Source organism: Pseudomonas sp. TE3644, assembly GCF_056278815.1.
The window spans coordinates 5,651,806-5,677,530 of record NZ_JBWBQF010000001.1 but is presented as its reverse complement, the minus strand read 5'-3'; the positions used below and the strand labels follow the sequence as shown (position 1 = coordinate 5,677,530).

Here is a 25,725-nt window from a genome sequence, read left to right as displayed (position 1 = left end):
ACGCCCGCAGGCCAGGGCTGTCGGCGTCGTTCACAGGGGCGGCGGGGTCGCTGTCAGGCATTGGCCATGGTGTCGTTCCCGCACACTCGCTGCAGGACAATGACAGCGAGGAGCGGCCCATGCCCATTCACGGTTTCAGTGCGGCGGAGCGGCTTGAACGGCTGCCCGTCAGTGGTTATCACCGCGTGATCTTCATCGTCATCGCCCTGGCGTTCCTGTTCGACTCCATGGACCTGGCGATGATGACCTTCCTGCTGGGCTCGATCAAAGCCGAGTTCGGCCTCAGCAGCGCCCAGGCCGGGATGCTGGCCAGCTCCAGTTTCTTCGGCATGGTGGTAGGCGCTTCCCTGTCAGGCATGCTGGCGGACCGCTTCGGTCGCAAGCCGGTATTTCAGTGGAGCATTGTGCTGTGGGGCCTGGCCAGCTACCTGTGTTCCACCGCCCAGGACGTGCACACCCTGACCCTGTTCAGGGTGCTGCTGGGGTTCGGCATGGGCATGGAATTCCCCATTGCCCAGTCGATGCTGTCCGAGCTGATCCCGGCGCGCCAGCGTGGGCGCTACATTGCCTTGATGGATGGATTCTGGCCGTTGGGGTTCGTTGCGGCCGGGGTGTTGTCGTACTGGCTGCTGCCGCTGATTGGCTGGCGCGACATTTTCCTGGTGCTGGCGGTGCCCGCGGTATTCGTGCTGGCGGTACGCTTTTGCATTCCCGAGTCGCCGCGCTGGCTGGAGCATTCGGGGCAGCATGACGAAGCGGACCGCGTGCTCAAGGGCATCGAAGCCAAGGTCCAGCGTTCGCTGGGCGGCGCGCCGCTGCCTGAACCTGTGGTCATGCCCCGCCAGGCGGCGGTACCCAATGGCTTTTTTGCAGCGTTCGCGGCCTTGTGGTCGCCGCAGTATCGCCAGCGCACGGTGATGATCTGGAGCCTGTGGTTCTTTGCCCTGCTGGGGTTTTATGGCCTGACGTCGTGGCTGGGTGCGCTGCTGCAGCAGTCCGGTTTTGCGGTGACCCAGTCGGTGTATTACACGGTGCTGATTTCCCTGGGCGGTATTCCCGGCTTTCTGATGGCGGCCTGGCTGGTGGAACGCTGGGGGCGCAAGCCTACGTGCGTGGTGACGTTGCTGGGCGGCGGGGCAATGGCGTTCGTGTATGGGCAGAGCGCGGTGTTTGGCGGCAACGTCGGGTGGCTGATCGGCTCGGGGTTGCTGATGCAGTTCTTTTTGTTTGGCATGTGGGCGGTGCTGTACACCTATACGCCTGAACTGTATCCCACGTCGGCGCGGGCCACGGGGTCGGGGTTTGCTTCGGCGATTGGCCGAGTGGGGTCGCTGCTGGGGCCCATGGTGACGGGGCTGGTGTTCCCGTTGACGGGGCAGGGCGGGGTGTTTGCGTTGGGGGCGCTGTGCTTTGTGCTGGCGGCGCTGGTGGTATGGCTGTTCGGGATCGAGACGCGGGGGCGGACCCTCGAAGAACTTACACAAACCCTGTAGCCGCTGCCGCCAGGCTGCGCTGGCCCTCGTGTACACCGAGGATCCAGCGCTGTAATACTGGCCAGCGCAGCCTGGCGGCAGCGGCTACAGGTTGCTTCAGGTCAAGGCTTGACCAGTCGCGCATCCAGGCTGTTCTGGGCCAGACGTTTGGCCTGGTCCTGGGTCATGCCCAGGTCCTTGTACAGCGCATGGAAGTTCTCGGTCACGTAGCCGCCGAAGTACGCCGGGTCATCGGAGTTCACCGTTACCTTCACGCCACGCTCCAGCATGTCGAGGATGTTGTGCTGGCTCATGTGGTCGAACACGCACAGTTTGGTGTTGGAGAGCGGGCACACGGTGAGCGGGATCTGCTCGTCGATGATGCGCTGCATCAGGCGCTCGTCTTCGATGGCGCGCACGCCATGGTCGATACGCTGGATCTTGAGCAGGTCCAGGGCTTCCCAGATGTACTCGGGCGGGCCTTCTTCGCCGGCGTGGGCCACGGTCAGGAAGCCTTCGCCGCGGGCACGGTCGAACACGCGCTTGAACTTGCTGGGCGGGTGGCCCATTTCCGAGCTGTCCAGGCCAACGGCAACGAACGCGTCACGGAACGGCAGGGCCTGGTCCAGGGTTTTCTCGGCTTCTTCTTCGCTCAGGTGGCGCAGGAAGCTGAGGATCAAACCGCTGCCGATGCCCAGTTGCTCACGGCCATCCTTGAGGGCGTGATTGATGCCGTTGAGCACCACTTCGAACGGGATACCGCGGTCGGTGTGGGTTTGCGGGTCGAAGAACGGTTCGGTGTGAATCACGTTCTGCGCCTTGCAGCGCTGCAGGTAGGCCCAGGTCAGGTCGTAGAAGTCCTGCTCGGTGCGCAGCACGTCGGCGCCCTGGTAGTACAGGTCGAGGAATTCCTGCAGGTTGTTGAAGGCGTAGGCCGCGCGCAGGGTTTCCACGTCGTTCCACGGCAGGGCGATCTTGTTGCGCTCGGCCAGGGCGAACAGCAGTTCCGGTTCCAGGGAGCCTTCCAGGTGAAGGTGCAGTTCTGCCTTGGGCAGCGCGTTGAGCCAATCGTACATAAAGGTGTCTCTTAAGGTGCAATGGGCCGCATTCTACAGAGGTTATCGCCCGGGCGAGCGATAACCTGACCAGCCGGTTCAGATCGCCTCGGCCTGCTCGCGTCGGTAGGCATAGGTATCGGCGAAGCGGGACAGTAGAAATTCGGCGCACGTGGTGGGCGGGTACTTGGCCGGATGACCGATATCCTGACAGCCCGGCAGGCACTCGATGGGCGTGTCGGGGTGGGGTTCGGCGAAGAACGGCATGGAGTAGCGGTGCACCCCCAGCGGGCTGATCACCCGGTGCGGCGTGGACACGTACTGGTCGTTGCTCCAGCGCGCCATCATGTCGCCCAGGTTGACCACGAAGGTGCCGTCGATGGGCGGCGCGTCAATCCACTGCCCGTCTACGTTGCGCACCTGCAGGCCGCCGGCGGCGTCCTGGTACAGCAGGGTGATGCAGCCGTAGTCGGTGTGGGCGCCGGCGCCTTGCTGCTCGGGCGAGCTGGCGGTCTGGCGCGGCGGGTAGTGGATCATGCGCAACACGCTGACCGGGTCCTTGAAACGCTGGTCGAAGAAGTGCTCGTCGATGTCCAGCGCCAGGGCGATGGCGCGCAGCAGGGTCTGGGCCAGGGCCTGCATGTCCTGGTAGTGGGTTTCCATCAGCGTCTGCCAGCCGGGCAGGCTGGGGTGGCGGTTGGGGCCGCGCAACGGCTTTTCGGCCAGTACCTCCGGGTGGTCGGCCGGCAGGTGCAGGCCCATGTCGAAGGTTTCCTTGAGGTCGCTGGGCAGGTTGGGGTCCAGCTGCTCGGTGGCGATGGCGCCGTAGCCGCGGTGATGGCGGGTCTGGGTGATGTCGATGCTCAGCTTGTCGGCCAGCGGCTGGGCGAAGAAGGCGTGGGCGGCGGCTTGCAGCTCGGCAATGCGCTGCGCACTGATCGGGTGGCCCTTGATGTAGAAGAAGCCCCAGTGCCGGCAGGCGTGGTCGATGGCCTTGGCCACGGCCAGCCAGCCCTGGCGGTCGCCCTGGTACAGCGGGGCGATGTCGATGATTGGAAGTGAGTCCATCAGCAGTGTCCTGTAGGGCCGCCCCGGGGCGGCCCGTGTTGTTGTTATTGGGGCAGCTTGGCGCTCAGGCCTTCGACGTAGTAGTTCATGCCGGCCAGGTCAGCCAGGGTGGCGGAACTGCCCGCCGGGATTTTCACGGTGCCGGCCTGGTCCTTGATCGGGCCGGTGAACGGCTGGAACTCGCCGCTCTTAATGCTGGCGATCAGTGTTTCGGCTTCGGCTTTCACGTCGGCCGGGACCACGTCGCTGATCGGCAGCTCCACTGTGCCGTCTTTCAGGCCGCCCCAGTAGTCTTCGGACTTCCAGGTGTGGTCGATGACGTGCTGGGTGGTCTGGGTGTAGTACGGGGTCCAGTTGTTGACGATCGAGGTCAGCACGGCCTTGGGCCCGAAGTGGGCCATGTCCGAGGCATAACCCACGGCGTACACGCCGCGGCGCTCGGCGGTCTGGATCGGTGCCGGGCTGTCGGTGTGCTGGAAGATCACGTCCGCGCCCTGGTCGATCAGGGCGTTGGCGGCGTCGGCCTCTTTGCCCGGGTCGAACCAGGAGTTGACCCACACCACTTTCAGTTCGGTGCCGGGGTTGTACTTGTTCAGGGCCAGTTGGATGGCGTCGATGTCGCGGATCACTTCCGGGATCGGGAACGAGGCCACATAGCCGATCTTCTTGGTCTTGGTCATCTTCGCCGCCAGGAAGCCGCCCACGTAGCGACCTTCATAGGTGCGCGCCAGGTAGGTGCCCAGGTTCTTGCCCTGCTTGTAGCCGGTGGCGTGTTCGAAGATCACGTTGGGGAACTGCTGCGCCACCTTGGCGGTGGGGTTCATGTAGCCGAACGAGGTGCTGAAGATCAGGTCGTACTTGTCCTTGGCCATGTTGCGGATCACGCGCTCGGCGTCGGCGCCTTCGGGCACGTTTTCCACGTAGGTGGTGTTGATCTTGTCGCCCATCTTTTCCATCAGTTGCTTGCGGGCCACTTCGTGCTGGTAAGTCCAGCCGTGGTCGCCGATCGGGCCCACGTAGACGAAACCGATTTTCAGCGGGTCGGCGGCGCTGACCGCAAGGCTGGTAGCCAGGCCGATGGCCACGGCGAGGGTCCCCAACAGCGTCTTCAACGGGCGGTTTTGCATGAGTGTTCGAAGCTCCATGTTGTTGTGTGTGCAGCAGGCCAATGCAAAAAATTGACCAACAGGACAACAACGCCGCTTCGGCAATCACCCCCACCCCGTAGCCGCTGCCGACACGCTGCGCTGGCCTGTATTCCAACGCTGGATTCTCGGGTGTATACGGGGGCCAGCGCAGCCTGGCGGCAGCGGCTACGGGTGTCGAGTAGTGCACGGTAGCGCAATGTTGCTTTGTACTGGTGCGAGGGAAACCATCCGCCCCGGTCTACAGTCACTAGCTCAACGCCCCAACGCCGAGCCCCCGATGCTGACCTTATTGAAACAAGAGAAATACCTGCTGCTGGCGTTGATCGTCACCTGCGCGGCCTACCCGCTTGAGCCCTGGCTGATGGGCCACGGCCACGGCATGGCGCTGCTGGCCGGCGTGGTGCTGGTAGCGGCCATCGTCTGCGCCTCGGTGCAGGTCGCCCAGCACGCCGAGTTGCTGGCCGAAAAGGTGGGCGACCCCTACGGCACCATGATCCTGACCCTGTCGGCGGTGCTGGTGGAGGTGGTGATCCTGGCGATCATGATGAGCAACGAGGCCTCGCCCACGCTGGTGCGCGACACCATCTATTCGGCAGTGATGCTCGACATCAACGGCATCCTCGGCCTGTGCGCCTTGATGGGGGGTATCAAGCACGGTGAGCAGGTGTACAACGACGATTCGGCGCGCTCCTACGGGGTGATGATCATGACCGCCATGGGCATTTCCATGGTGGTGCCCGAGTTCATTCCCGAGGCCGACTGGAAGCTGTATTCGGCGTTCACCATTGGCGCCACGGTGATTCTGTACACGGTGTTCCTGCGCATGCAGGTGGGCCCGCACAGCTATTTTTTCAGCTACAGCTACCCGGAAAAAAAGCGCCGCCAAAGCAGCGGTGCACAACCCAAGCCGGTCAACCTGCCGTTGTCGGTCGGCACCCTGGTGTTCGGCGTGGTCGTGATTGGTGCGCTGGCCGAGGTAATGTCCAAGACCCTGGACTATGGCCTGGAAGGCAGTGGGGCGCCGCCGGTGCTGATGGCGATCATCGTTGCCGCGATCTCGGCGGCGCCGGAGATTCTCACCGCGTTGCGGGCGGCGCTGGCCAACCGCATGCAGTCCACCGTCAACGTGGCGCTGGGGGCATCGTTGTCGACGGTGATCCTGACGGTGCCGGTGATGGAGGCCATGGCCCTGTACACCGGGCAGCCGTTTCAGATGGCGATGACGCCGGTGCAGACGGTGATGATCGCCATTACCCTGATTGTCAGCGCCATCAACCTGAATGACGGCGAGACCAACGCGATCGAGGGCATGACGCACTTCGTGCTGTTTGCCACCTTCATCATGTTGGCCTGTCTGGGTCTGTAAACCTGTAGCCGCTGCCGATAGGCTGCGCTGGCCCTCATATACACTGAAGATCCCCAGTGAAGCATAGGGCCAGCGCAGCCTGCGGCAGCGGCTACAGGATGAGTGCCTTGGCGGCTTGCCGGTGATCAGCTATCAACCCCTGCACATCCAGCCCATCCACCTGCCCATCCACCACCCGCCACACGCCACCCACCATCACCCGATCCGCCCGGTCTGCGCCACACAACAGCAACGCACTCAACGGATCATGACTCCCCGAAAACCGCAGTTCATCCAGCTTGAACAACGCCAGATCCGCCTGCTTGCCCACCGCCAGCTCACCAATGTCATCACGGCCCAGCAACCGCGCCGACCCCCGCGTGGCCCAGCCCAGCACCCCTTCAGGCGTGATCGCCTGAGCGCCGTAGCGCAACCGTTGCAGGTACAACGCCTGACGCGCTTCGAGGATCATGTTGGAGGCATCATTGGACGCCGAACCATCGACACCCAGGCCAATGGGCGCCCCAGCCGCCAGCAGATCCTGGGTTGGACAGATGCCAGACGCCAGGCGCATGTTCGACGTAGGGCAATGGCAGATACCGGTCCCCGCCGCCCCCAGCCGGGCGATCTCGTCGGGGTTGAAGTGGATGCCATGGGCCAGCCAGGTGCGCGGCCCCAGCCAGCCGACGCTGTCCAGGTAATCCACGGTGCGCAGGCCGAACCGTTGCAGGCAGAAGTCTTCTTCGTCCAGGGTCTCGGCCAGGTGGGTGTGCAGACGCACATCCAGGCTTTCAGCCAGCTCGGCGCTGGCCCGCATGATTTCAGGGGTGACCGAGAACGGCGAGCAGGGTGCCAGGGCGATCTGTATCTGCGCGCCCGCACCGCGCTGGTGGTAGCGCTGAATCAAGCGCTGGCTGTCGGCCAGGATCACTTCGCCTTGTTGCACGGTCTGTTGCGGCGGCAGGCCACCGTCGGCTTCGCCCAGGCTCATGGAACCGCGGGTGAGCATGGCGCGCATGCCCAGTTCGCGTACCACCTCGACCTGCACGTCGATGGCCTGCTCCAGACCGTCGGGGAACAGGTAGTGGTGGTCCGCCGCCGTGGTGCAACCGGACAGCAACAGCTCGGCGAGCGCGACCTTGCTGGCCAGCGCCAACTTTTCCGGCGTCAGCCGCGCCCACACTGGGTACAGGGTTTTCAGCCAAGGGAACAACGGCTGGTTGACCACCGGCGCCCAGGCGCGGGTCAGGGTCTGGTAGAAATGGTGATGGGTATTGATCAGGCCGGGCAGCACCACGTGCTCGCGGGCGTCGAATATTTGCTGGCAGGGCAGGGCGGGGCTTTGTCCGGCGGCCAGTACTTCGCTGATGACGCCATCGTGCAGCACCAGGCCGCCGCGACCATCGAGGTCGTTGCCGGTGAACAGGGCGAGGGGGTTCTTGATCCAGATACGGGGTGCGGGCATGAGCCGGCTCCTCTGAAAGTTATGTTCAGGTTAGCCAGCTCAGTGATTGCCCTGTCTGCTGATCCAGGGGCGCCGGGTCTTGCAACAACCGGACGCGGGCAGATGTTAGCGCATTACCAGGGAATCGTCTCGCCCCGGTAATTGACGAAATGATGGCCGCCTTTGCCGGCGTAATCGTTTACCTGCTGGACCAGGCCGCGGGTGCTGGTCTCCACGTCCAGGTCGGCGCCTTCGCCGCCCATGTCGGTCTTCACCCAGCCGGGGTGCAGGCTGAGCACCGTCAGCGCAGTGTCGCCCAGGGTGGTGACGAAGGTGCTGGTCATGGAGTTGAGCGCGGCCTTGCTGGCCTTGTACAGCGCCAGGTCCGGCGCGTCGGGCATGGTCACGCTGCCCAGTACCGAACTCATGAAAGCGATCACGCCGCCTTGGGCACGCACCTGGTCCTTGAAGTGGTTGGCCAGGCGAATCGGCGCTACGGCGTTGGTGTAGAACAGCGCGCCGATGTCCTCGGGGCTGACCTTGTCGGCGCTCTGATCGTTGGGGCCCTTGACCCCGGCGTTGACGAACAGCAGGTCCCAGGTCTGGCCTTTGAGGGTCTGGGTGAGTTCGGCCAGCTGGCTGGCGTCGTCCATGTCCAGTTTCTCGATACGCACGCCGGGCACAGCCTGAAGCGCTTCGGCGGTGTGCAGGTTGCGCACCGTGGCGGTGATGTTCCAGCCGTCCTCGTGCAGGCGTTGCACCAGGCCCAGGCCCAGGCCGCGGGAGGCGCCGATGATCAAGGCGTTCTTGCTCATGATGGGAGTCCGTTGTCAGGCAAAGAGCATCAGCATACACCCCGATATCTGTAGCCGCTGCCGCCAGGCTGCGCTGGCCCTCGTTTACACCCGAGGATTGAGCGTTGAAATACGGGCCAGCGCAGCCTGGCGGCAGCGGCTACAGTATTTCAGTGCCCAGGTTGCCAGGGCTGGCCCAGCGACACCGGCGCATACAGCCGCGTGCGCAGCGCATCGCGTGACAACAGCACCAGCACCACGATGGTCGCCACGTACGGCAGCATCGCCAGCAAGTTGGACGGAATCGACAAGCCGATCCCTTGGGCGACCAGGTGCAGAATGCTGGCCAGGCCAAACAGATAGGCCCCCAACAACACCCGCCACACCCGCCAGCTGGCAAACACCACCAACGCCAGCGCAATCCAGCCACGCCCGGCACTCATGTTCTCCGCCCACATCGGCGTGTACGCCAGCGACAGATAAGCCCCCGCCAGGCCCGCCATGGCGCCGCCGAACAGCACCGCCAGGGTACGCACCCGCAGCACCGGCAAGCCCATGGCGCTGGCCGCATCCGGATTTTCACCCACCGCCTGGACGATCAAGCCCACGCGGCTTTTCAGCACCACCCACGCCACCAGGGCAAACAGCGCGAACGATAGATACACCAGCAAATCCTGGGCAAACAGCATGCGCCCGATCAGCGGAATGCTGCTCAGGACGGGAATGGCCACCGGCTCGAACCCGGTCAGCGGCTTGCCCACCCAGGCGGCGCCGACAAAGGTCGACAAGCCCACCCCGAAGATGGTCAACGCAAGGCCCGTGGCCACCTGGTTGGCATTGAACACCAGCGCCACCAGGGCAAACAGCGACGACAGCAGCATGCCGGCGACCATGGCCAGCAGCACCCCCAGCCACAGGTTGCCGCTGTTGAACGCGACGATGAAACCCACCACCGCGCCAAACAGCATCATGCCTTCCTGGCCCAGGTTGAGTACCCCGCTTTTCTCGCAGATCAGTTCGCCCAGGGCCACCAGCAGCAGCGGCGTGCCGCAGCGCACCATGGCGTAGAGAATGTTGCTCAGCAGATCGATATCCATCACAAGGCTCCCACGGTCGCGACCGAGGTGGTACGGCGAGCCCAGCGCAGCTTCAGGCGCGGGCGGTAAAGGATCAGCACGTCACAGGCCAGCAGGAAGAACAGCATCATGCCCTGGAACAGCTGGGTGATTGCCTGGGGCAGGTTCATGGCCATCTGTGCGTTCTCGCCGCCCAGGTACAGCAGCGCCATCAACAGGCTGGAGAACACGATGCCGATCGGGTTCAGACGCCCGAGGAAGGCCACGGTGATGGCCGCGTAGCCGTAGCCCGGCGATACCTGCGGCACCAGTTGGCCGATTGGGCCGGTCACTTCGCACACGCCCGCAAGGCCTGCCAGCGCACCGCTGATCAGCAGCGCCAGCCACACCAGGCGTTTCTCGCGAAAGCCGACGAAACCGGCAGCGCGCTGGTCCAGGCCCAGCACCTTGATCTGGAAGCCCACAAAGCTTTTCTGCAGCAGCACCCACACCGCCACCAGCGCCAGCAGCGCGAAGTACAGGCCCGCATGCAGGCGTCCGCCTTCGAACACCAGCGGCAGGCGGCTGGCGTCGCCGAACATGGCTGATTGCGGGAAATTGAAGCCGGCCGGGTCTCTCAACGGCCCGTGGACGAAATACAGCAGCAGGTTCAGGGCGATGTAATTGAGCATGATGCTGGTGAGGATTTCATTGGCATTGAAGTGCGTGCGCAGCCAGGCGGTCAGCCCGGCCCAGGCCGCACCGGCCAGGGTGCCGGCCAGCAGCACCATCACCAGCGCCCAGCGGCTGTCCATGCCGATGATGTTCACCGCCACGGCGCTGCCGCCCAGGGCACCGATCAGCAACTGGCCTTCGGCACCGATGTTCCAGATGCGCGCCTGGTAGGCCACGGCCAGGCCCAGTGCGCACATCAGAATCGGCAGCGCCTTGACCAGCAGTTCGCTGACACCGTAAAGGTCGCTGATCGGCTCGATCAGCAGGGTATGCAAGGTGTGCAGCGGCTCATGGCCCAGGGCGATGAACAGCAGCGAGCCGCAGCCCAGGGTCAACAGCGCCGCCAGCAACGGCGAGCACCAGAGCATTAGGCGCGACTGCTGGCCACGGGGTTCGAGGGAAAGCAACATGAAGGGCTCCGTTATCCGGCCAGGGCGGGGGAAAGTTGTGGGCTATCGGCAAAGCGGCCGGCCATCCAGCCGCCCAGTTCCACCTGGGTGGTCTGGGCCGTGGCTTGCAGGGCGCTGAGGCGGCCGCCGCTGAGGGCGCCGAGGCGGTCGCTGATCTGGAACAGTTCATCCAGGTCTTCGGATATCACCAGGATGGCCGCGCCGGCATCGCGCAGCGCGATCAAGGCACGGTGGATGGTGGCCGCCGCGCCCACGTCCACGCCCCAGGTCGGGTGCGCAGCCACCAACAGGCGCGGCTGTTGGAGGATTTCGCGGCCCAGGATGAATTTCTGCAGGTTGCCGCCCGACAGGCTGCGTGCCGGGGCCTGGGCATTCGGGGTTTTCACGGCGAAGCGGCGGATGATCTCGTCAGCCAGGGCCAGTACCTTGGCCGTGCGCACCATGCCGTTCTTCACCAGGCCCTGCTGGAAGGCGGTGAGCAGGGCGTTGTCGGCCAGGCTCATTTCCGGAACGGCGCCATGGCCCAGACGTTCGGCAGGCACGAAGGCAAGGCCCTGGCTGCGGCGTTGGTCGGGGCGCAGATGGCCCACGGGCACACCAGCGAATTTGATGGTGGCGGCTGCCTGAGTGCGCTGCTCCCCGCTGAGCAGGGCCAACAGTTCGTCCTGGCCATTGCCGGCCACCCCGGCGATGCCGACGATCTCGCCGCTGCGCACTTGCAGGTCGACCCCGCGCAACGAGCAGCCGAATGGATCGGGGTTGTGCCAATCCAGTTGTTCCACTTGCAGGAACGCCGCGCCGCCGCTCGCCTTCGGGTATTGGGCGACCAGGCCTTCGGCGTCGCCGACCATCAGCCGCGCCAGTTCCAGGTCGCTGCAATCGGCCGGCACGCAGTGGCCCGACACGCGGCCGCCGCGCAGCACCGTGGCGCTGTGGCACAGGGCGCGCACTTCGCCCAGCTTGTGGCTGATGAACAGGATGCTGCAGCCTTCGGCCGCCAGGCGGCGCAGGGTGATGAAGAGCTCGTCGGCTTCCTGTGGGGTAAGCACCGAGGTCGGCTCGTCCAGAATCAGCAAACGGATGTCCTGCATCAGGCAGCGCACGATCTCCACACGCTGGCGCTCGCCGATGGACAGGCTGTGCACCAGCCGGTCCGGCTCCAGCGGCATGCCGTAGCGCGCCGACACTTCGCGAATCTTTGGTTCCAGTTGCGCGGGCGTCTGCCCCGGCCCCATGGCCAGCGCAATGTTCTGCGCCACGGTCAACGTTTCGAACAAGGAAAAATGCTGGAACACCATGCCAATGCCCAGTTGGCGGGCCTGGGCCGGGTTGCGCATCTGCACCTCGCGCCCCTGCCACAGCACGCTGCCGCTGTCGGCCTGGGTCACGCCGTAGATGATCTTCATCAGCGTGCTCTTGCCGGCACCGTTTTCGCCCAGCAGTGCACGAATCTCGCCCGGTTGTATGCTCAGGTCGATGTGGTCGTTGGCCAGGCAGCCGGGGTAACGCTTGCTGATCGCGCGCAATTGCAGGCGCGGGGTGTTCGCAGGGTTGGACATGACGGGCTCGGTTGAAATGGGACGCTGGTGCTTAAGCAATTTCCTGGCCAGTGGGTCAGGAAATGCATTTCAGAGCCTCGCGTCTGTTTTCGAGCCGGCTTGCTGGCACCAAGCCAGGGCAATGATGGCCACCGCGCCTCGGAACGGGGCTGATCAAAAAATGATCAGCTTGGTGCGGGAGCGATGCAGCCAGCGGCTTGCGCAGGCTTGCACGGCTTATCCACAGATTGATCCACCGTTTTTGTGCGAAAGGCCTGGGGGTGGGTATAAGCCGGGGCCGGCTATCTTCGAATGGCGATAACTGTGCATAAGTGATTGATCGGGCGTTGTTTTTGGTTGTGGACAAGCGGATTGATCAAAAAGTGATCAAAAGTCTGCAGCCCTTGATCTGCAAGGCCTGGAGCCTGTTGCGCAGAGGTTATCCACAATCGGGTGCACAGTAGATGTGGGCAGTTTCGCGCGGGCACCTACTGTCTGTGTGGGAGCGGGTTCTACCCGCGAAAAGCACACCGCGGTATGCCAGGGAGTCCGCGTTGCCTTCTTCGCGGGTAGAACCCGCTCCCACAAGGTAGGGCAGCCATTGCGCGGCGCCTGTGACGCGACCTGGCGGCCGCTGCTACGGGGTGTGTAGCAAAATGCGGCCGCGGCTCAGGTCTGCCAGTTGCTGCTGCAACCGCGGCACATGCTCACGCCCCAACGCCAACTGCAGGTCGACACCATTGGCCGTGAAGTCCTCCTGCACCACCAACCCATCCAGCTCCGCCACCCGCAGCTTCACCAACGCCAGCTCACTGAAACTGCACGAACACGTCACTGCAATCCGGCTCACCAGCACGCGCTTTTCCGCCTGCTGCAGGCACTTGTTAGCACCGCCACCGTACGCGCGCGCCAGGCCGCCGGTGCCCAGCTGAATCCCGCCATACCAGCGAATCACCAGCACCACCACCTGGTCGCACTCCTGAGCCTCGATGGCCGCCAGAATCGGCCGCCCCGCCGTACCGCCCGGTTCGCCGTCGTCATTGCTGCGGTATTGCTCGCCCAGCTTCCAGGCCCAGCAGTTGTGGGTGGCATCGGGCACGCTGTGCTGGTCGATGAACGCCTGGGCGTCGCCGACGCTGTCGATGGGGGCGGCGAGGGTGATGAAGCGGCTCTTGCGGATTTCTTCGCGAAACTCGCAAGGGCCGAGCAGGGTAGAGGGCATTCAGGGCAGATCCGCGCAAACAGTCATTGGACAGGGGTGAGGCCACAGCCTTTGAGGATTATACGGATCAATTGCTCGCCGGCTTCATCGAAGTCCTGCTTGGTCAGGCGCGTGCGGCCGGTGACGCGGCAGATCTGCGTGGCGAAGTCGGCGTAATGCTGGGTGCTGCCCCACAGCAGGAAGATCAGGTGCACCGGGTCTACCGGGTCCATCTTGCCCGCGTCGATCCAGGCCTGGAACACCCCGGCACGGCCCTGGAACCAGGCGCGGTAGTCCTGGCTGAAATAGTCGTTCAGGCACTGCCCGCCACTGATGATCTCCATGGCGAAGATGCGCGAAGCCTGCGGATGGCGGCGCGAGAACTCCATCTTGGCGCGGATGTAGCGGGTCAGCGCCTGGGCGGGGTCGTCATGGACGGTAAGGGTGTTGAAGGTGCTGTCCCACAGTTCCAGGATGTTGCTCAGCACCGCGATGTACAGGCCTAGCTTGTTGGTGAAGTAGTAGTGCAGGTTGGCCTTGGGCAGCCCGGCGTTGAGGGCGATGGTGTTCATGCTGGTGCCCTTGAACCCGTGGCGGGCGAATTCGTCCTCGGCGGCCTTGATGATGGTTTCTTCGTTCTTCTGACGGATACGGCTGGCAGGTTTGCCGTTGGCATGGGCGCTGTGCGCGGGGACTTCGAGGGTCATGGGGCGGTTCCGAACAGATCGTGTGGGTGCATCCTGATGCGTTGATAACGCACCCACACGTCGCAGACAAGTCCTGTGCGGCAAAACCTTCAAACGCGAGTTTCAAGTGCCTCGCTTTCCACCGGCGCTTGGCTGGCCTGGGGCTTTGCCTCGGGCAGCAGCAGGCACATGACCAAAGCGGTCAGGCCGCCACTGGTGATGGCCGAATCGAACAGGTTCTGTACCAGCTTGGGCAGCAGGTGGAACAGCGTCGGCTGTGCCGCCACGCCCAGGCCCACGCCGAAGGAGGTGGCGATGATCAGCATGCTGCGCCGGTCCAGCGGCCCCTGCGCCAGAATGCGCACGCCCGCCGCCGCGACGCTGCCGAACATCACCAGGGTGGCGCCGCCCAGCACCGGTTTGGGGATTTGCTGCAACACGGCGCCAATGGCCGGCACCAGGCCCAGCAGGAACAGGATGGCGCCGATGTACAGGCCCACGTAGCGGCTGGCCACGCCGGTAAGCTGGATCACGCCGTTGTTCTGGGCAAAGGTGGTGTTGGGGAAGGCGCTGAAGGTGGCGGCCAGCATGCAGCTGAAGCCGTCACCCAGCACGCCGCCCTTGAGCCGGCCGATGTAGCTGGGCCCCGTAATGGGCTGGCGCGACAGCATGCAGTTGGCGGTCAGGTCGCCCACGGTCTCGATGGTGCTGATCAGGTAGATCAGCGCCACCGGGAAGAACGCCGCCCAGTCGAAGCTGAAACCGAATTTGAACGGCACCGGCACGCTGAGCAACGGCAGGACCGGCAGCGCCTGGGGCACCAGCTTGCCGCTGAACCAGGCGGCGATGCTGCCCACGGCCAGGCCGATGATGATCGCCGACAGACGCACCCATGGGGTGCTTGAGCGGTTGAGCAGAATGATCACCAGCAGCACGAACGCGCCCAGTGCCAGGTTGCCGGGGGCGCCGTAATCCGGGGCGTTGAAGCCGCCACCCAGGTCGGTCATGCCCACCTTGATCAGGCTGATGCCGATCAGGGTAATGACGATGCCGGTCACCAGCGGCGTGATCACCCGGCGCAACTGGCCGATGAAGCGGCTGAGCACGATCTGCACCGCAGCACCGAAAAAGCACACGCCGAAGATCATCGCCATGATGTCCTCGGGGCTGCCCCCGCGCTGCTTGACCATGAAGCCGGCCGACAGCACGGCGCCCAGGAAGGCGAAGCTGGTGCCTTGCAGGCAGATCATCCCGGCGCCGATGCCGAACGGCCTGCGTGCCTGGATGAAAGTGCCTACACCCGACACCATCAGCGCCATGCTGATCAGGTAGGGCAGGTGTTCGGTCAGGCCCAGCGCCGAGCCGATGATCAGCGGCGGGGTGATGATGCCGACGAAACTGGCCAGCACATGTTGCAGTGCGGCCAGCACGGCGGCCATGGGGTTGGGGCGATCGTTCAGACCGTAGATCAGTTCGTTGGGCGACGATGATTCTGGTGGCATGGGAGGCTCTCGGCACGGGGTCGTGTATCAGATACACATCCCGTTGCAAAAAGCTGTCCAACTGCTCAGGTTTGAAATGAGTGTTTTATCTACAGGCCTTAAAAATCATAGGGTTGAGATATTTTTATTGAGTTGTGGAGGTGCTGGCCCTTGGGTTGCTTTGGCTAGCAATGCACTACCGTGTAGCCGCCAGGCTCTCCAGAAAGCTTTCCAGCACCAAATGCGGGCGGCGGCCCTTGCGCGTCACCCATGACAGGCTCAGGTCATAAAAGCGCTGCGCCGGCTTGAGCGCACGCAGGCGCCCCTGTTGCACCCAGAAGCTGGCGTAATGATCGGGCAGGTAGCCGATGAAGCGCCCGGTCAGGATCAGGAAGGCCATGCCCTCGCGGTCCGAGGCGCTGGCCGTGCAGTTCAGGGCTTGATAGTGCGCCTGGATCTCGGCCGGCAGGCGAAAGGTCGGCGCGATGGCGTCCTGGGCATTGAGGCGCTCATCGTCAAGGTCCGCGTCGGCGGCATAGAACAGCGGGTGGCCGACCGCGCAGTACAGAAGCGAGCGCTCGCTATACAGGGGCGCGTATTCCAAACCTGATAACGGACTGGCCTGGGGCACCACGCCCACGTGCAGGCTGCCGTCGAGCACACCTTGTTCCACCTGGCTGGGGGCGATCATGCGGATCTGGATGCGCACGTCCGGCCCCCGGTCCTTGAGCTGCGCCAGCGCGTGGGTGATGCGCATGTGCGGCAGGGTCACCAGGTTATCGGTCAGGCCGATGTTCAGCTCGCCGCGCAAATGCTGGTGCAGGCCGTTGACCTCGGTGCGGAAGCTCTCGATGGCGCTCAGCAATTGCAGCGCCGAGTGGTAAACCTCGCGGCCTTCCTCGGTCAGCGAAAACCCGGCGCGCCCGCGTTGGCACAGGCGCAGGCCCAGGCGTTGTTCCAGGTCGCTCATCTGCTGGCTGATGGCCGAGCGGCCAATGCCCAGCACGTTCTCGGCAGCCGAAAACCCGCCGCATTCCACCACGCTGCGGTAAATCTTCAGCAGGCGAATGTCGAAATCGCTGACTTGTGCCAAAGGATCGGGACGTCGGCTCATAGTTTAGTCATCGCCTAACCAAAGATTGGAAAAACAGGATTTTCCAGACTTTATCGCCGTGACAACGTAGCTGCAACAACACTCGTCCTTCCTGATTCGAGGTCTTGCACGCATGAACATGCCCGAAACCGCACCTAACGGCATCGCCAGCCAGCTCAAGCTGGATGCTCACTGGATGCCCTACACTGCGAACCGTAGCTTCCAGCGCGACCCGCGCATCATCGTCGCCGCCGAAGGCAGCTACCTGACCGACGACAAGGGCCGCAAGATCTACGACAGCCTGTCGGGCCTGTGGACCTGCGGCGCCGGGCATACCCGCAAGGAAATTCAGGAAGCAGTGGCGCGTCAGCTGGGCGTGCTGGACTACTCGCCGGCGTTCCAATATGGCCACCCGCTGTCGTTCCAACTGGCCGAGAAAATCACCGAGCTGACCCCCGGTGACCTGAACCACGTGTTCTACACCAACTCCGGTTCCGAGTGCTGCGACACCGCGGTGAAGATCGTGCGTGCCTACTGGCGCCTCAAAGGCCAGGCCACCAAGACCAAGCTGATCGGCCGTGCCCGTGGTTACCACGGCGTGAACATCGCCGGCACCAGCCTGGGCGGCGTCAATGGCAACCGCAAAATGTTCGGCCAGCTGATGGACGTCGACCATCTGCCGCACACCCTGCTGGCCAGCAACGCCTTCTCCAAAGGCGCGCCGGAGGAGGGCGGCATCGCTCTGGCCGACGAAATGCTCAAGCTGATCGAGCTGCATGACGCCTCCAACATTGGCGCGGTCATCGTCGAGCCCATGGCCGGTTCCGCCGGCGTACTGCCGCCGCCCAAGGGTTACCTGAAGCGTCTGCGCGAAATCTGCACCCAGCACAACATCCTGCTGATCTTCGACGAAGTGATCACCGGCTTCGGCCGCACCGGCAACATGTTCGGCGCCGACACCTTCGGCGTTACCCCGGATTTGATGTGCATCGCCAAGCAGGTCACCAACGGCGCCATCCCCATGGGCGCGGTGATTGCCAGCACCGAGATCTACCAGACCTTCATGAACCAAGCCACGCCTGAGTACGCCGTGGAGTTCCCGCACGGCTACACCTACTCGGCCCACCCTGTGGCCTGCGCCGCCGGCCTGGCCGCGCTGGACCTGCTGCAAAAGGAAAACCTGGTGCAGCAAGCCGCCGAATTGGCGCCGCACTTCGAAAAAGCGCTGCACGGCGTCAAGGGCAGCAAGAACATCATCGACATCCGCAACTTCGGCCTGGCTGGCGCTATCCAGCTGGCCCCGCGTGACGGCGACGCCATCGTGCGCCCTTACGAGGCCTCGATGAAGCTGTGGCAAGCCGGCTTCTACGTGCGCTTCGGCGGCGACACCCTGCAGTTCGGGCCAACCTTCAACGCCCAGGCCCAGGACATGGACCGCCTGTTCGATGCCGTTGGCCAGGCGCTGAACGCGATCGACTGATCCCTCTATATATAGGAAGCGGGACAGCCCGCTTCCTGGCACCCTTTTCCAGGAGTTCTACATGAGCAGCATTCAGCACCTGATCAATGGCGATCTGGTTTCCGGCGGCGACCGCACCGCTGACGTCTACAACCCATCGACCGGTCAGGTTATCCACAAGCTCCAGCTGGCTGACCTGCAAACCGTGCAGCAGGCCATCGACTCGGCCAAGGCCGCCTTCCCGGCCTGGCGCAACACCCCTCCGGCCAAGCGCGCCCAGGTGATGTTCCGCTTCAAGCAACTGCTGGAGCAGAACGAAGCGAAAATCTCGCAGCTGATCAGCGAAGAACACGGCAAGACCCTGGAAGACGCTGCCGGTGAACTGAAGCGCGGTATCGAGAACGTCGAGTACGCCAGCGCCGCCCCCGAAATCCTCAAGGGCGAGTACAGCCGCAACGTCGGCCCGAACATCGACGCCTGGTCCGACTTCCAGCCCCTGGGCGTGGTCGCCGGCATCACCCCGTTCAACTTCCCGGCCATGGTGCCGCTGTGGATGTACCCGCTGGCCATCGCCTGCGGCAACTGCTTCATCCTCAAGCCCTCCGAGCGCGACCCAAGCTCCACACTCTTTATTGCCCAGTTGTTGCTGGAAGCCGGCTTGCCTGCTGGCGTGCTGAACGTGGTGCATGGCGACAAAGTCGCCGTGGATGCCCTGATCCAGGCGCCGGAAGTCAAAGCCCTGAGCTTCGTGGGTTCGACGCCAATCGCCGAGTACATCTACAGCGAAGGCACCAAGCGCGGCAAACGCGTGCAGGCACTGGGCGGCGCCAAGAACCACGCCGTGCTGATGCCCGACGCCGACCTGGACAATGCCGTCAGCGCACTGATGGGCGCCGCCTACGGTTCGTGCGGCGAGCGCTGCATGGCCATCTCGGTAGCCGTGTGCGTGGGCGACCAGGTAGCTGACGCCCTGGTGGCCAAGCTGGTGCCGCAGATCAAGGCACTGAAAATCGGTGCGGGCACCTCGTGTGGTTTGGACATGGGCCCGCTGGTAACCGGCCAGGCCCGTGACAAAGTTGCCGGGTATGTCGAAGACGGCGTCCAGGCGGGCGCCAAGCTGGTAGTCGACGGCCGCAGCCTGGTGGTGCCGGGCAACGAAGATGGTTTCTTCCTGGGTGGCTGCCTGTTCGACAACGTCACCCCCCAGATGCGCATCTATAAGGAAGAGATCTTTGGTCCGGTGCTGTGCATCGTTCGGGTGAACAGCCTGGAAGAGGCGATGAAGCTGATCAACGATCACGAGTACGGCAACGGCACCTGCATCTTTACCCGTGACGGTGAAGCGGCGCGGTTGTTCTGTGATGAGATTGAAGTGGGCATGGTCGGCGTGAACGTGCCGCTGCCGGTGCCGGTGGCTTACCACAGCTTTGGTGGGTGGAAGCGGTCGTTGTTTGGTGACCTGCATGCCTATGGGCCGGATGGGGTGCGGTTCTATACGCGGCGCAAGGCGATTACGCAGCGCTGGCCGCAGCGGGCGAGTCATGAGGCTTCGCAGTTTGCGTTTCCTAGTCTTTGAGGTTGTAGGGTGAGACAGGGCGGGCCGTTAGGCCCGCCTTTTTTGGGTTTTGGGGGGCATGGTTGAAGGTTGCGTTATGGCTGCCAGGTGCCAGTCTTTGTCCTTCTAGCGCCCTTGAGATCGAGCGCCGCCCGCGCGGCGCTTCCCGGGCAGAGCCCGGTCCTACATCTGTTTCGGGCCAGTTATGCCAGTGCCATCGCCTGGTCCGCCTTGTCTGCCCACTGGAGATCTGTGTTGGTGCCGCCAGGCTGGCAACCCCACTCCTGAGCGGGGCACGTTGCAACAAATGTAGGACCGGGCTCTGCCCGGGAAGCGCCGCGCGGGCGGCGCTCGATGTCATGAGGCATGAAACTCTTCCGGCATGCACCTGGTGGCCCTGATACGGTGGGATGTGGGGAAGCTTTTGACTTTAAAGACAATTTGTTGAAATTACCCCTTGACCTCCCCCTGAATCTCTCTATAATTCGCCCCACTTCCGGCGCAGACCAAACGGAAAACTCCTTGAAACTCAATGAGTTAACCGAAGTAACCAGCCCTGAAGTGTTTCGATCTTAACGTCGAAAGCGGCAAAAAAAGGCAGTTGACAGCGACTCAAATCACTGTAGAATTCGCCTCCCGCTAACGAGAGATCGAAGCGAGCCAAGTGTTTGAAGTTCAACGAGAAATTCTGAAAAACTTCAAAATAAACGCTTGACAGGCCCTGAGGAAAGCGTAGAATGCGCGCCTCGGTTGAGACGAAAGAATCAACCAACCGCTCTTTAACAACTGAATCAAGCAATTCGTGTGGGTGCTTGTGACTCAGACTGATAGTCAGAAAGATTATCAGCATCACAAGTTACTCCGCGAGAAATCAAAGATGTAACCAACGATTGCTGAGCCAAGTTTATAAGGTTTTCTCAAAACCTAATTGCAGTATTAAACTGAAGAGTTTGATCATGGCTCAGATTGAACGCTGGCGGCAGGCCTAACACATGCAAGTCGAGCGGATGAGAAGAGCTTGCTCTTCGATTCAGCGGCGGACGGGTGAGTAATGCCTAGGAATCTGCCTGGTAGTGGGGGACAACGTTTCGAAAGGAACGCTAATACCGCATACGTCCTACGGGAGAAAGCAGGGGACCTTCGGGCCTTGCGCTATCAGATGAGCCTAGGTCGGATTAGCTAGTTGGTGAGGTAATGGCTCACCAAGGCGACGATCCGTAACTGGTCTGAGAGGATGATCAGTCACACTGGAACTGAGACACGGTCCAGACTCCTACGGGAGGCAGCAGTGGGGAATATTGGACAATGGGCGAAAGCCTGATCCAGCCATGCCGCGTGTGTGAAGAAGGTCTTCGGATTGTAAAGCACTTTAAGGTGGGAGGAAGGGTTGTAGATTAATACTCTGCAATTTTGACGTTACCGCCAGAATAAGCACCGGCTAACTCTGTGCCAGCAGCCGCGGTAATACAGAGGGTGCAAGCGTTAATCGGAATTACTGGGCGTAAAGCGCGCGTAGGTGGTTTGTTAAGTCGGATGTGAAATCCCCGGGCTCAACCTGGGAACTGCATCCGAAACTGGCAAGCTAGAGTATGGTAGAGGGTAGTGGAATTTCCTGTGTAGCGGTGAAATGCGTAGATATAGGAAGGAACACCAGTGGCGAAGGCGACTACCTGGACTGATACTGACACTGAGGTGCGAAAGCGTGGGGAGCAAACAGGATTAGATACCCTGGTAGTCCACGCCGTAAACGATGTCAACTAGCCGTTGGGGACCTTGAGTCTTTAGTGGCGCAGCTAACGCATTAAGTTGACCGCCTGGGGAGTACGGCCGCAAGGTTAAAACTCAAATGAATTGACGGGGGCCCGCACAAGCGGTGGAGCATGTGGTTTAATTCGAAGCAACGCGAAGAACCTTACCAGGCCTTGACATCCAATGAACTTTCCAGAGATGGATTGGTGCCTTCGGGAACATTGAGACAGGTGCTGCATGGCTGTCGTCAGCTCGTGTCGTGAGATGTTGGGTTAAGTCCCGTAACGAGCGCAACCCTTGTCCTTAGTTACCAGCACGTAATGGTGGGCACTCTAAGGAGACTGCCGGTGACAAACCGGAGGAAGGTGGGGATGACGTCAAGTCATCATGGCCCTTACGGCCTGGGCTACACACGTGCTACAATGGTCGGTACAGAGGGTTGCCAAGCCGCGAGGTGGAGCTAATCTCACAAAACCGATCGTAGTCCGGATCGCAGTCTGCAACTCGACTGCGTGAAGTCGGAATCGCTAGTAATCGCGAATCAGAATGTCGCGGTGAATACGTTCCCGGGCCTTGTACACACCGCCCGTCACACCATGGGAGTGGGTTGCACCAGAAGTAGCTAGTCTAACCTTCGGGGGGACGGTTACCACGGTGTGATTCATGACTGGGGTGAAGTCGTAACAAGGTAGCCGTAGGGGAACCTGCGGCTGGATCACCTCCTTAATCGACGACATCAGCTGTATCATGAGCTCCCACACGAATTGCTTGATTCATTGAAAAAGACGATAGAAGCAGCTTTAAGCTCCAAGCTGATAGCTGAACTAGCTAACAGTTACGCTCGAAATTGGGTCTGTAGCTCAGTTGGTTAGAGCGCACCCCTGATAAGGGTGAGGTCGGCAGTTCGAATCTGCCCAGACCCACCAATTTTTGTGTGGGAAATGCCTGTATACGGGGCCATAGCTCAGCTGGGAGAGCGCCTGCCTTGCACGCAGGAGGTCAGCGGTTCGATCCCGCTTGGCTCCACCACTTAACTGCTTCTGCGTTAAAGCTTAGAAATGAGCATTCCATCCAAGTGATGGTGAATGTTGATTTCTAGTCTTTGATTAGATCGTTCTTTAAAAATTTGGGTATGTGATAGAAAGATAGACTGAACGTTACTTTCACTGGTAACGGATCAGGCTAAGGTAAAATTTGTGATTCAAATTGCAAATTTTCGGCGAATGTCGTCTTCATAGTATAACCAGATTGCTTGGGGTTATATGGTCAAGTGAAGAAGCGCATACGGTGGATGCCTTGGCAGTCAGAGGCGATGAAAGACGTGGTAGCCTGCGAAAAGCTTCGGGGAGTCGGCAAACAGACTGTGATCCGGAGATGTCTGAATGGGGGAACCCAGCCATCATAAGATGGTTATCTTGTACTGAATACATAGGTGCAAGAGGCGAACCAGGGGAACTGAAACATCTAAGTACCCTGAGGAAAAGAAATCAACCGAGATTCCCTTAGTAGTGGCGAGCGAACGGGGACCAGCCCTTAAGTGGCTTTGAGATTAGCGGAACGCTCTGGAAAGTGCGGCCATAGTGGGTGATAGCCCTGTACGCGAAAATCTCTTGGTCATGAAATCGAGTAGGACGGAGCACGAGAAACTTTGTCTGAATATGGGGGGACCATCCTCCAAGGCTAAATACTACTGACTGACCGATAGTGAACTAGTACCGTGAGGGAAAGGCGAAAAGAACCCCGGAGAGGGGAGTGAAATAGATCCTGAAACCGTATGCGTACAAGCAGTGGGAGCAGACTTTGTTCTGTGACTGCGTACCTTTTGTATAATGGGTCAGCGACTTATATTCAGTGGCGAGCTTAACCGAATAGGGGAGGCGTAGCGAAAGCGAGTGTTAATAGCGCGTTTAGTCGCTGGGTATAGACCCGAAACCGGGCGATCTATCCATGGGCAGGTTGAAGGTTGGGTAACACTAACTGGAGGACCGAACCGACTACCGTTGAAAAGTTAGCGGATGACCTGTGGATCGGAGTGAAAGGCTAATCAAGCTCGGAGATAGCTGGTTCTCCTCGAAAGCTATTTAGGTAGCGCCTCATGTATCACTGTAGGGGGTAGAGCACTGTTTCGGCTAGGGGGTCATCCCGACTTACCAAACCGATGCAAACTCCGAATACCTACAAGTGCCGAGCATGGGAGACACACGGCGGGTGCTAACGTCCGTCGTGAAAAGGGAAACAACCCAGACCGTCAGCTAAGGTCCCAAAGTCATGGTTAAGTGGGAAACGATGTGGGAAGGCTTAGACAGCTAGGAGGTTGGCTTAGAAGCAGCCACCCTTTAAAGAAAGCGTAATAGCTCACTAGTCGAGTCGGCCTGCGCGGAAGATGTAACGGGGCTCAAACCATGCACCGAAGCTACGGGTATCACCTTAGGGTGATGCGGTAGAGGAGCGTTCTGTAAGCCTGTGAAGGTGAGTTGAGAAGCTTGCTGGAGGTATCAGAAGTGCGAATGCTGACATGAGTAACGACAATGGGTGTGAAAAACACCCACGCCGAAAGACCAAGGTTTCCTGCGCAACGTTAATCGACGCAGGGTTAGTCGGTCCCTAAGGCGAGGCTGAAAAGCGTAGTCGATGGAAAACAGGTTAATATTCCTGTACTTCTGGTTATTGCGATGGAGGGACGGAGAAGGCTAGGCCAGCTTGGCGTTGGTTGTCCAAGTTTAAGGTGGTAGGCTGGAATCTTAGGTAAATCCGGGATTCTAAGGCCGAGAGCTGATGACGAGTTGTCTTTAGACGACGAAGTGGTTGATGCCATGCTTCCAAGAAAAGCTTCTAAGCTTCAGGTAACCAGGAACCGTACCCCAAACCGACACAGGTGGTTGGGTAGAGAATACCAAGGCGCTTGAGAGAACTCGGGTGAAGGAACTAGGCAAAATGGCACCGTAACTTCGGGAGAAGGTGCGCCGGTGAGGGTGAAGGACTTGCTCCGTAAGCTCATGCCGGTCGAAGATACCAGGCCGCTGCGACTGTTTATTAAAAACACAGCACTCTGCAAACACGAAAGTGGACGTATAGGGTGTGACGCCTGCCCGGTGCCGGAAGGTTAATTGATGGGGTTAGCTAACGCGAAGCTCTTGATCGAAGCCCCGGTAAACGGCGGCCGTAACTATAACGGTCCTAAGGTAGCGAAATTCCTTGTCGGGTAAGTTCCGACCTGCACGAATGGCGTAACGATGGCGGCGCTGTCTCCACCCGAGACTCAGTGAAATTGAAATCGCTGTGAAGATGCAGTGTATCCGCGGCTAGACGGAAAGACCCCGTGAACCTTTACTATAGCTTTGCACTGGACTTTGAATTTGCTTGTGTAGGATAGGTGGGAGGCTTTGAAGCGTGGACGCCAGTTCGCGTGGAGCCATCCTTGAAATACCACCCTGGCAACTTTGAGGTTCTAACTCAGGTCCGTTATCCGGATCGAGGACAGTGTATGGTGGGTAGTTTGACTGGGGCGGTCTCCTCCTAAAGAGTAACGGAGGAGTACGAAGGTGCGCTCAGACCGGTCGGAAATCGGTCGTAGAGTATAAAGGCAAAAGCGCGCTTGACTGCGAGACAGACACGTCGAGCAGGTACGAAAGTAGGTCTTAGTGATCCGGTGGTTCTGTATGGAAGGGCCATCGCTCAACGGATAAAAGGTACTCCGGGGATAACAGGCTGATACCGCCCAAGAGTTCATATCGACGGCGGTGTTTGGCACCTCGATGTCGGCTCATCACATCCTGGGGCTGAAGCCGGTCCCAAGGGTATGGCTGTTCGCCATTTAAAGTGGTACGCGAGCTGGGTTTAGAACGTCGTGAGACAGTTCGGTCCCTATCTGCCGTGGACGTTTGAGATTTGAGAGGGGCTGCTCCTAGTACGAGAGGACCGGAGTGGACGAACCTCTGGTGTTCCGGTTGTCACGCCAGTGGCATTGCCGGGTAGCTATGTTCGGAAAAGATAACCGCTGAAAGCATCTAAGCGGGAAACTTGCCTCAAGATGAGATCTCACTGGAACCTTGAGTTCCCTGAAGGGCCGTCGAAGACTACGACGTTGATAGGTTGGGTGTGTAAGCGCTGTGAGGCGTTGAGCTAACCAATACTAATTGCCCGTGAGGCTTGACCATATAACACCCAAGCAATTTGAGCGGAAGCCAGATTGCGGTGTTGTGAAGATGATACGAACCGAAAGTTTGCTGATCCACAAATACCATCACATACCCGATTCGCTGGAATGCCACCCAAAGGGCATCCTGGCTACAGAATTTCTTGACGACCATAGAGCATTGGAACCACCTGATCCCATCCCGAACTCAGCAGTGAAACGATGCATCGCCGATGGTAGTGTGGGGTTTCCCCATGTGAGAGTAGGTCATCGTCAAGATTAAATTCCGAAACCCCCATCTG

Annotated in this window: 16 protein-coding genes, 2 tRNA genes and 3 rRNA genes; 9 read left to right on the top strand and 12 right to left on the bottom strand. The window is 61.1% G+C overall.

Going from position 1 to position 25,725, the window contains the following annotated elements; translation table 11 throughout:
* Window positions 1–119: 119 nt before the first annotated feature.
* Window positions 120–1,493 carry an MFS transporter gene (locus tag ACZ9GA_RS25105; RefSeq protein WP_457360024.1) on the top strand — a complete coding sequence of 458 codons (1,374 nt, stop codon included), beginning with the start codon at window positions 120–122 and terminating at the stop codon, window positions 1,491–1,493.
* 101 nt (window positions 1,494–1,594) lie between these two features.
* On the opposite strand, the gene ACZ9GA_RS25100 is transcribed toward ACZ9GA_RS25105, so the two are convergent.
* The 3 genes from ACZ9GA_RS25100 to ACZ9GA_RS25090 all read right to left on the bottom strand — a co-directional run bounded on the left by ACZ9GA_RS25100 (window position 1,595) and on the right by ACZ9GA_RS25090 (window position 4,722).
* Complete coding sequence (locus ACZ9GA_RS25100) at window positions 1,595–2,548, bottom strand: adenosine deaminase (protein WP_457360026.1); 954 nt, start codon at window positions 2,546–2,548, stop codon at window positions 1,595–1,597.
* Window positions 2,549–2,626: 78 nt separating this feature from the next.
* Entirely contained in the window at window positions 2,627–3,595 is a 969-nt protein-coding gene (locus ACZ9GA_RS25095; protein WP_457360028.1) for a 2-oxoglutarate and iron-dependent oxygenase domain-containing protein, read from the bottom strand.
* 44 nt (window positions 3,596–3,639) lie between these two features.
* Window positions 3,640–4,722 carry a BMP family ABC transporter substrate-binding protein gene (locus ACZ9GA_RS25090; RefSeq protein ID WP_457360029.1) on the bottom strand — a complete coding sequence of 361 codons (1,083 nt, stop codon included), beginning with the start codon at window positions 4,720–4,722 and terminating at the stop codon, window positions 3,640–3,642.
* 298 nt (window positions 4,723–5,020) lie between these two features.
* Between ACZ9GA_RS25090 and ACZ9GA_RS25085 the strand changes: the two genes are divergently transcribed.
* On the top strand, window positions 5,021–6,109 hold the full coding sequence (locus tag ACZ9GA_RS25085; RefSeq protein ID WP_457360031.1) for a calcium:cation antiporter: 1,089 nt from the start codon (window positions 5,021–5,023) through the stop codon (window positions 6,107–6,109).
* Window positions 6,110–6,200: 91 nt separating this feature from the next.
* Here ACZ9GA_RS25085 and ACZ9GA_RS25080 read toward each other — a convergent pair whose 3' ends face one another.
* The 9 genes from ACZ9GA_RS25080 to ACZ9GA_RS25040 all read right to left on the bottom strand — a co-directional run bounded on the left by ACZ9GA_RS25080 (window position 6,201) and on the right by ACZ9GA_RS25040 (window position 16,546).
* Window positions 6,201–7,553, bottom strand: coding sequence for an 8-oxoguanine deaminase (locus ACZ9GA_RS25080; RefSeq protein WP_457360032.1), 1,353 nt, complete (start codon window positions 7,551–7,553; stop codon window positions 6,201–6,203).
* 113 nt (window positions 7,554–7,666) lie between these two features.
* Window positions 7,667–8,347 (bottom strand): SDR family oxidoreductase, encoded by a 681-nt coding sequence (locus ACZ9GA_RS25075; RefSeq protein ID WP_457360034.1) that lies wholly within the window; start codon window positions 8,345–8,347, stop codon window positions 7,667–7,669.
* A 149-nt stretch (window positions 8,348–8,496) separates the two neighbouring features.
* Window positions 8,497–9,423 (bottom strand): ABC transporter permease, encoded by a 927-nt coding sequence (locus tag ACZ9GA_RS25070; RefSeq protein ID WP_457360036.1) that lies wholly within the window; start codon window positions 9,421–9,423, stop codon window positions 8,497–8,499.
* Window positions 9,423–10,526, bottom strand: coding sequence for an ABC transporter permease (locus tag ACZ9GA_RS25065; protein ID WP_457360038.1), 1,104 nt, complete (start codon window positions 10,524–10,526; stop codon window positions 9,423–9,425). Before ACZ9GA_RS25065 ends, ACZ9GA_RS25070 begins: the two co-directional genes overlap by 1 nt.
* A gap of 11 nt (window positions 10,527–10,537) precedes the next feature.
* Window positions 10,538–12,085 carry an ABC transporter ATP-binding protein gene (locus ACZ9GA_RS25060; protein WP_457360040.1) on the bottom strand — a complete coding sequence of 516 codons (1,548 nt, stop codon included), beginning with the start codon at window positions 12,083–12,085 and terminating at the stop codon, window positions 10,538–10,540.
* A 616-nt stretch (window positions 12,086–12,701) separates the two neighbouring features.
* Window positions 12,702–13,286, bottom strand: a complete 585-nt coding sequence (locus ACZ9GA_RS25055) for an IMPACT family protein (protein WP_457360042.1) — start codon at window positions 13,284–13,286, stop codon at window positions 12,702–12,704.
* Between the two features lie 23 nt (window positions 13,287–13,309).
* Entirely contained in the window at window positions 13,310–13,972 is a 663-nt protein-coding gene (locus ACZ9GA_RS25050; protein WP_027979581.1) for a TetR/AcrR family transcriptional regulator, read from the bottom strand.
* Between the two features lie 89 nt (window positions 13,973–14,061).
* On the bottom strand, window positions 14,062–15,453 hold the full coding sequence (locus ACZ9GA_RS25045) for a uracil-xanthine permease family protein (protein WP_457360044.1): 1,392 nt from the start codon (window positions 15,451–15,453) through the stop codon (window positions 14,062–14,064).
* A 175-nt stretch (window positions 15,454–15,628) separates the two neighbouring features.
* Window positions 15,629–16,546, bottom strand: a complete 918-nt coding sequence (locus ACZ9GA_RS25040) for a LysR family transcriptional regulator (RefSeq protein ID WP_027979579.1) — start codon at window positions 16,544–16,546, stop codon at window positions 15,629–15,631.
* 112 nt (window positions 16,547–16,658) lie between these two features.
* Between ACZ9GA_RS25040 and aptA the strand changes: the two genes are divergently transcribed.
* The 7 genes from aptA (at window position 16,659) to rrf (ending at window position 25,702) form a co-directional block, all read left to right on the top strand.
* Window positions 16,659–18,005, top strand: a complete 1,347-nt coding sequence (aptA, locus tag ACZ9GA_RS25035; protein ID WP_027979578.1) for an omega-aminotransferase AptA — start codon at window positions 16,659–16,661, stop codon at window positions 18,003–18,005.
* A 61-nt stretch (window positions 18,006–18,066) separates the two neighbouring features.
* The gene (locus tag ACZ9GA_RS25030) at window positions 18,067–19,560 is read left to right on the top strand and encodes a CoA-acylating methylmalonate-semialdehyde dehydrogenase (RefSeq protein WP_457360046.1); all 1,494 of its coding nucleotides are present in this window, start codon (window positions 18,067–18,069) and stop codon (window positions 19,558–19,560) included.
* Window positions 19,561–20,477: 917 nt separating this feature from the next.
* Window positions 20,478–22,014, top strand: a 16S ribosomal RNA gene (locus ACZ9GA_RS25025).
* 123 nt (window positions 22,015–22,137) lie between these two features.
* Window positions 22,138–22,214, top strand: a tRNA-Ile gene (locus ACZ9GA_RS25020).
* Window positions 22,215–22,241: 27 nt separating this feature from the next.
* Window positions 22,242–22,317, top strand: a tRNA-Ala gene (locus tag ACZ9GA_RS25015).
* 235 nt (window positions 22,318–22,552) lie between these two features.
* Window positions 22,553–25,445: ribosomal RNA gene (locus tag ACZ9GA_RS25010) — 23S ribosomal RNA — on the top strand.
* 141 nt (window positions 25,446–25,586) lie between these two features.
* Window positions 25,587–25,702, top strand: a 5S ribosomal RNA gene (rrf, locus tag ACZ9GA_RS25005).
* The 16S, 23S and 5S rRNA genes sit together here with 2 tRNA genes alongside, the layout of an rRNA operon.
* Window positions 25,703–25,725 lie beyond the last annotated feature (23 nt).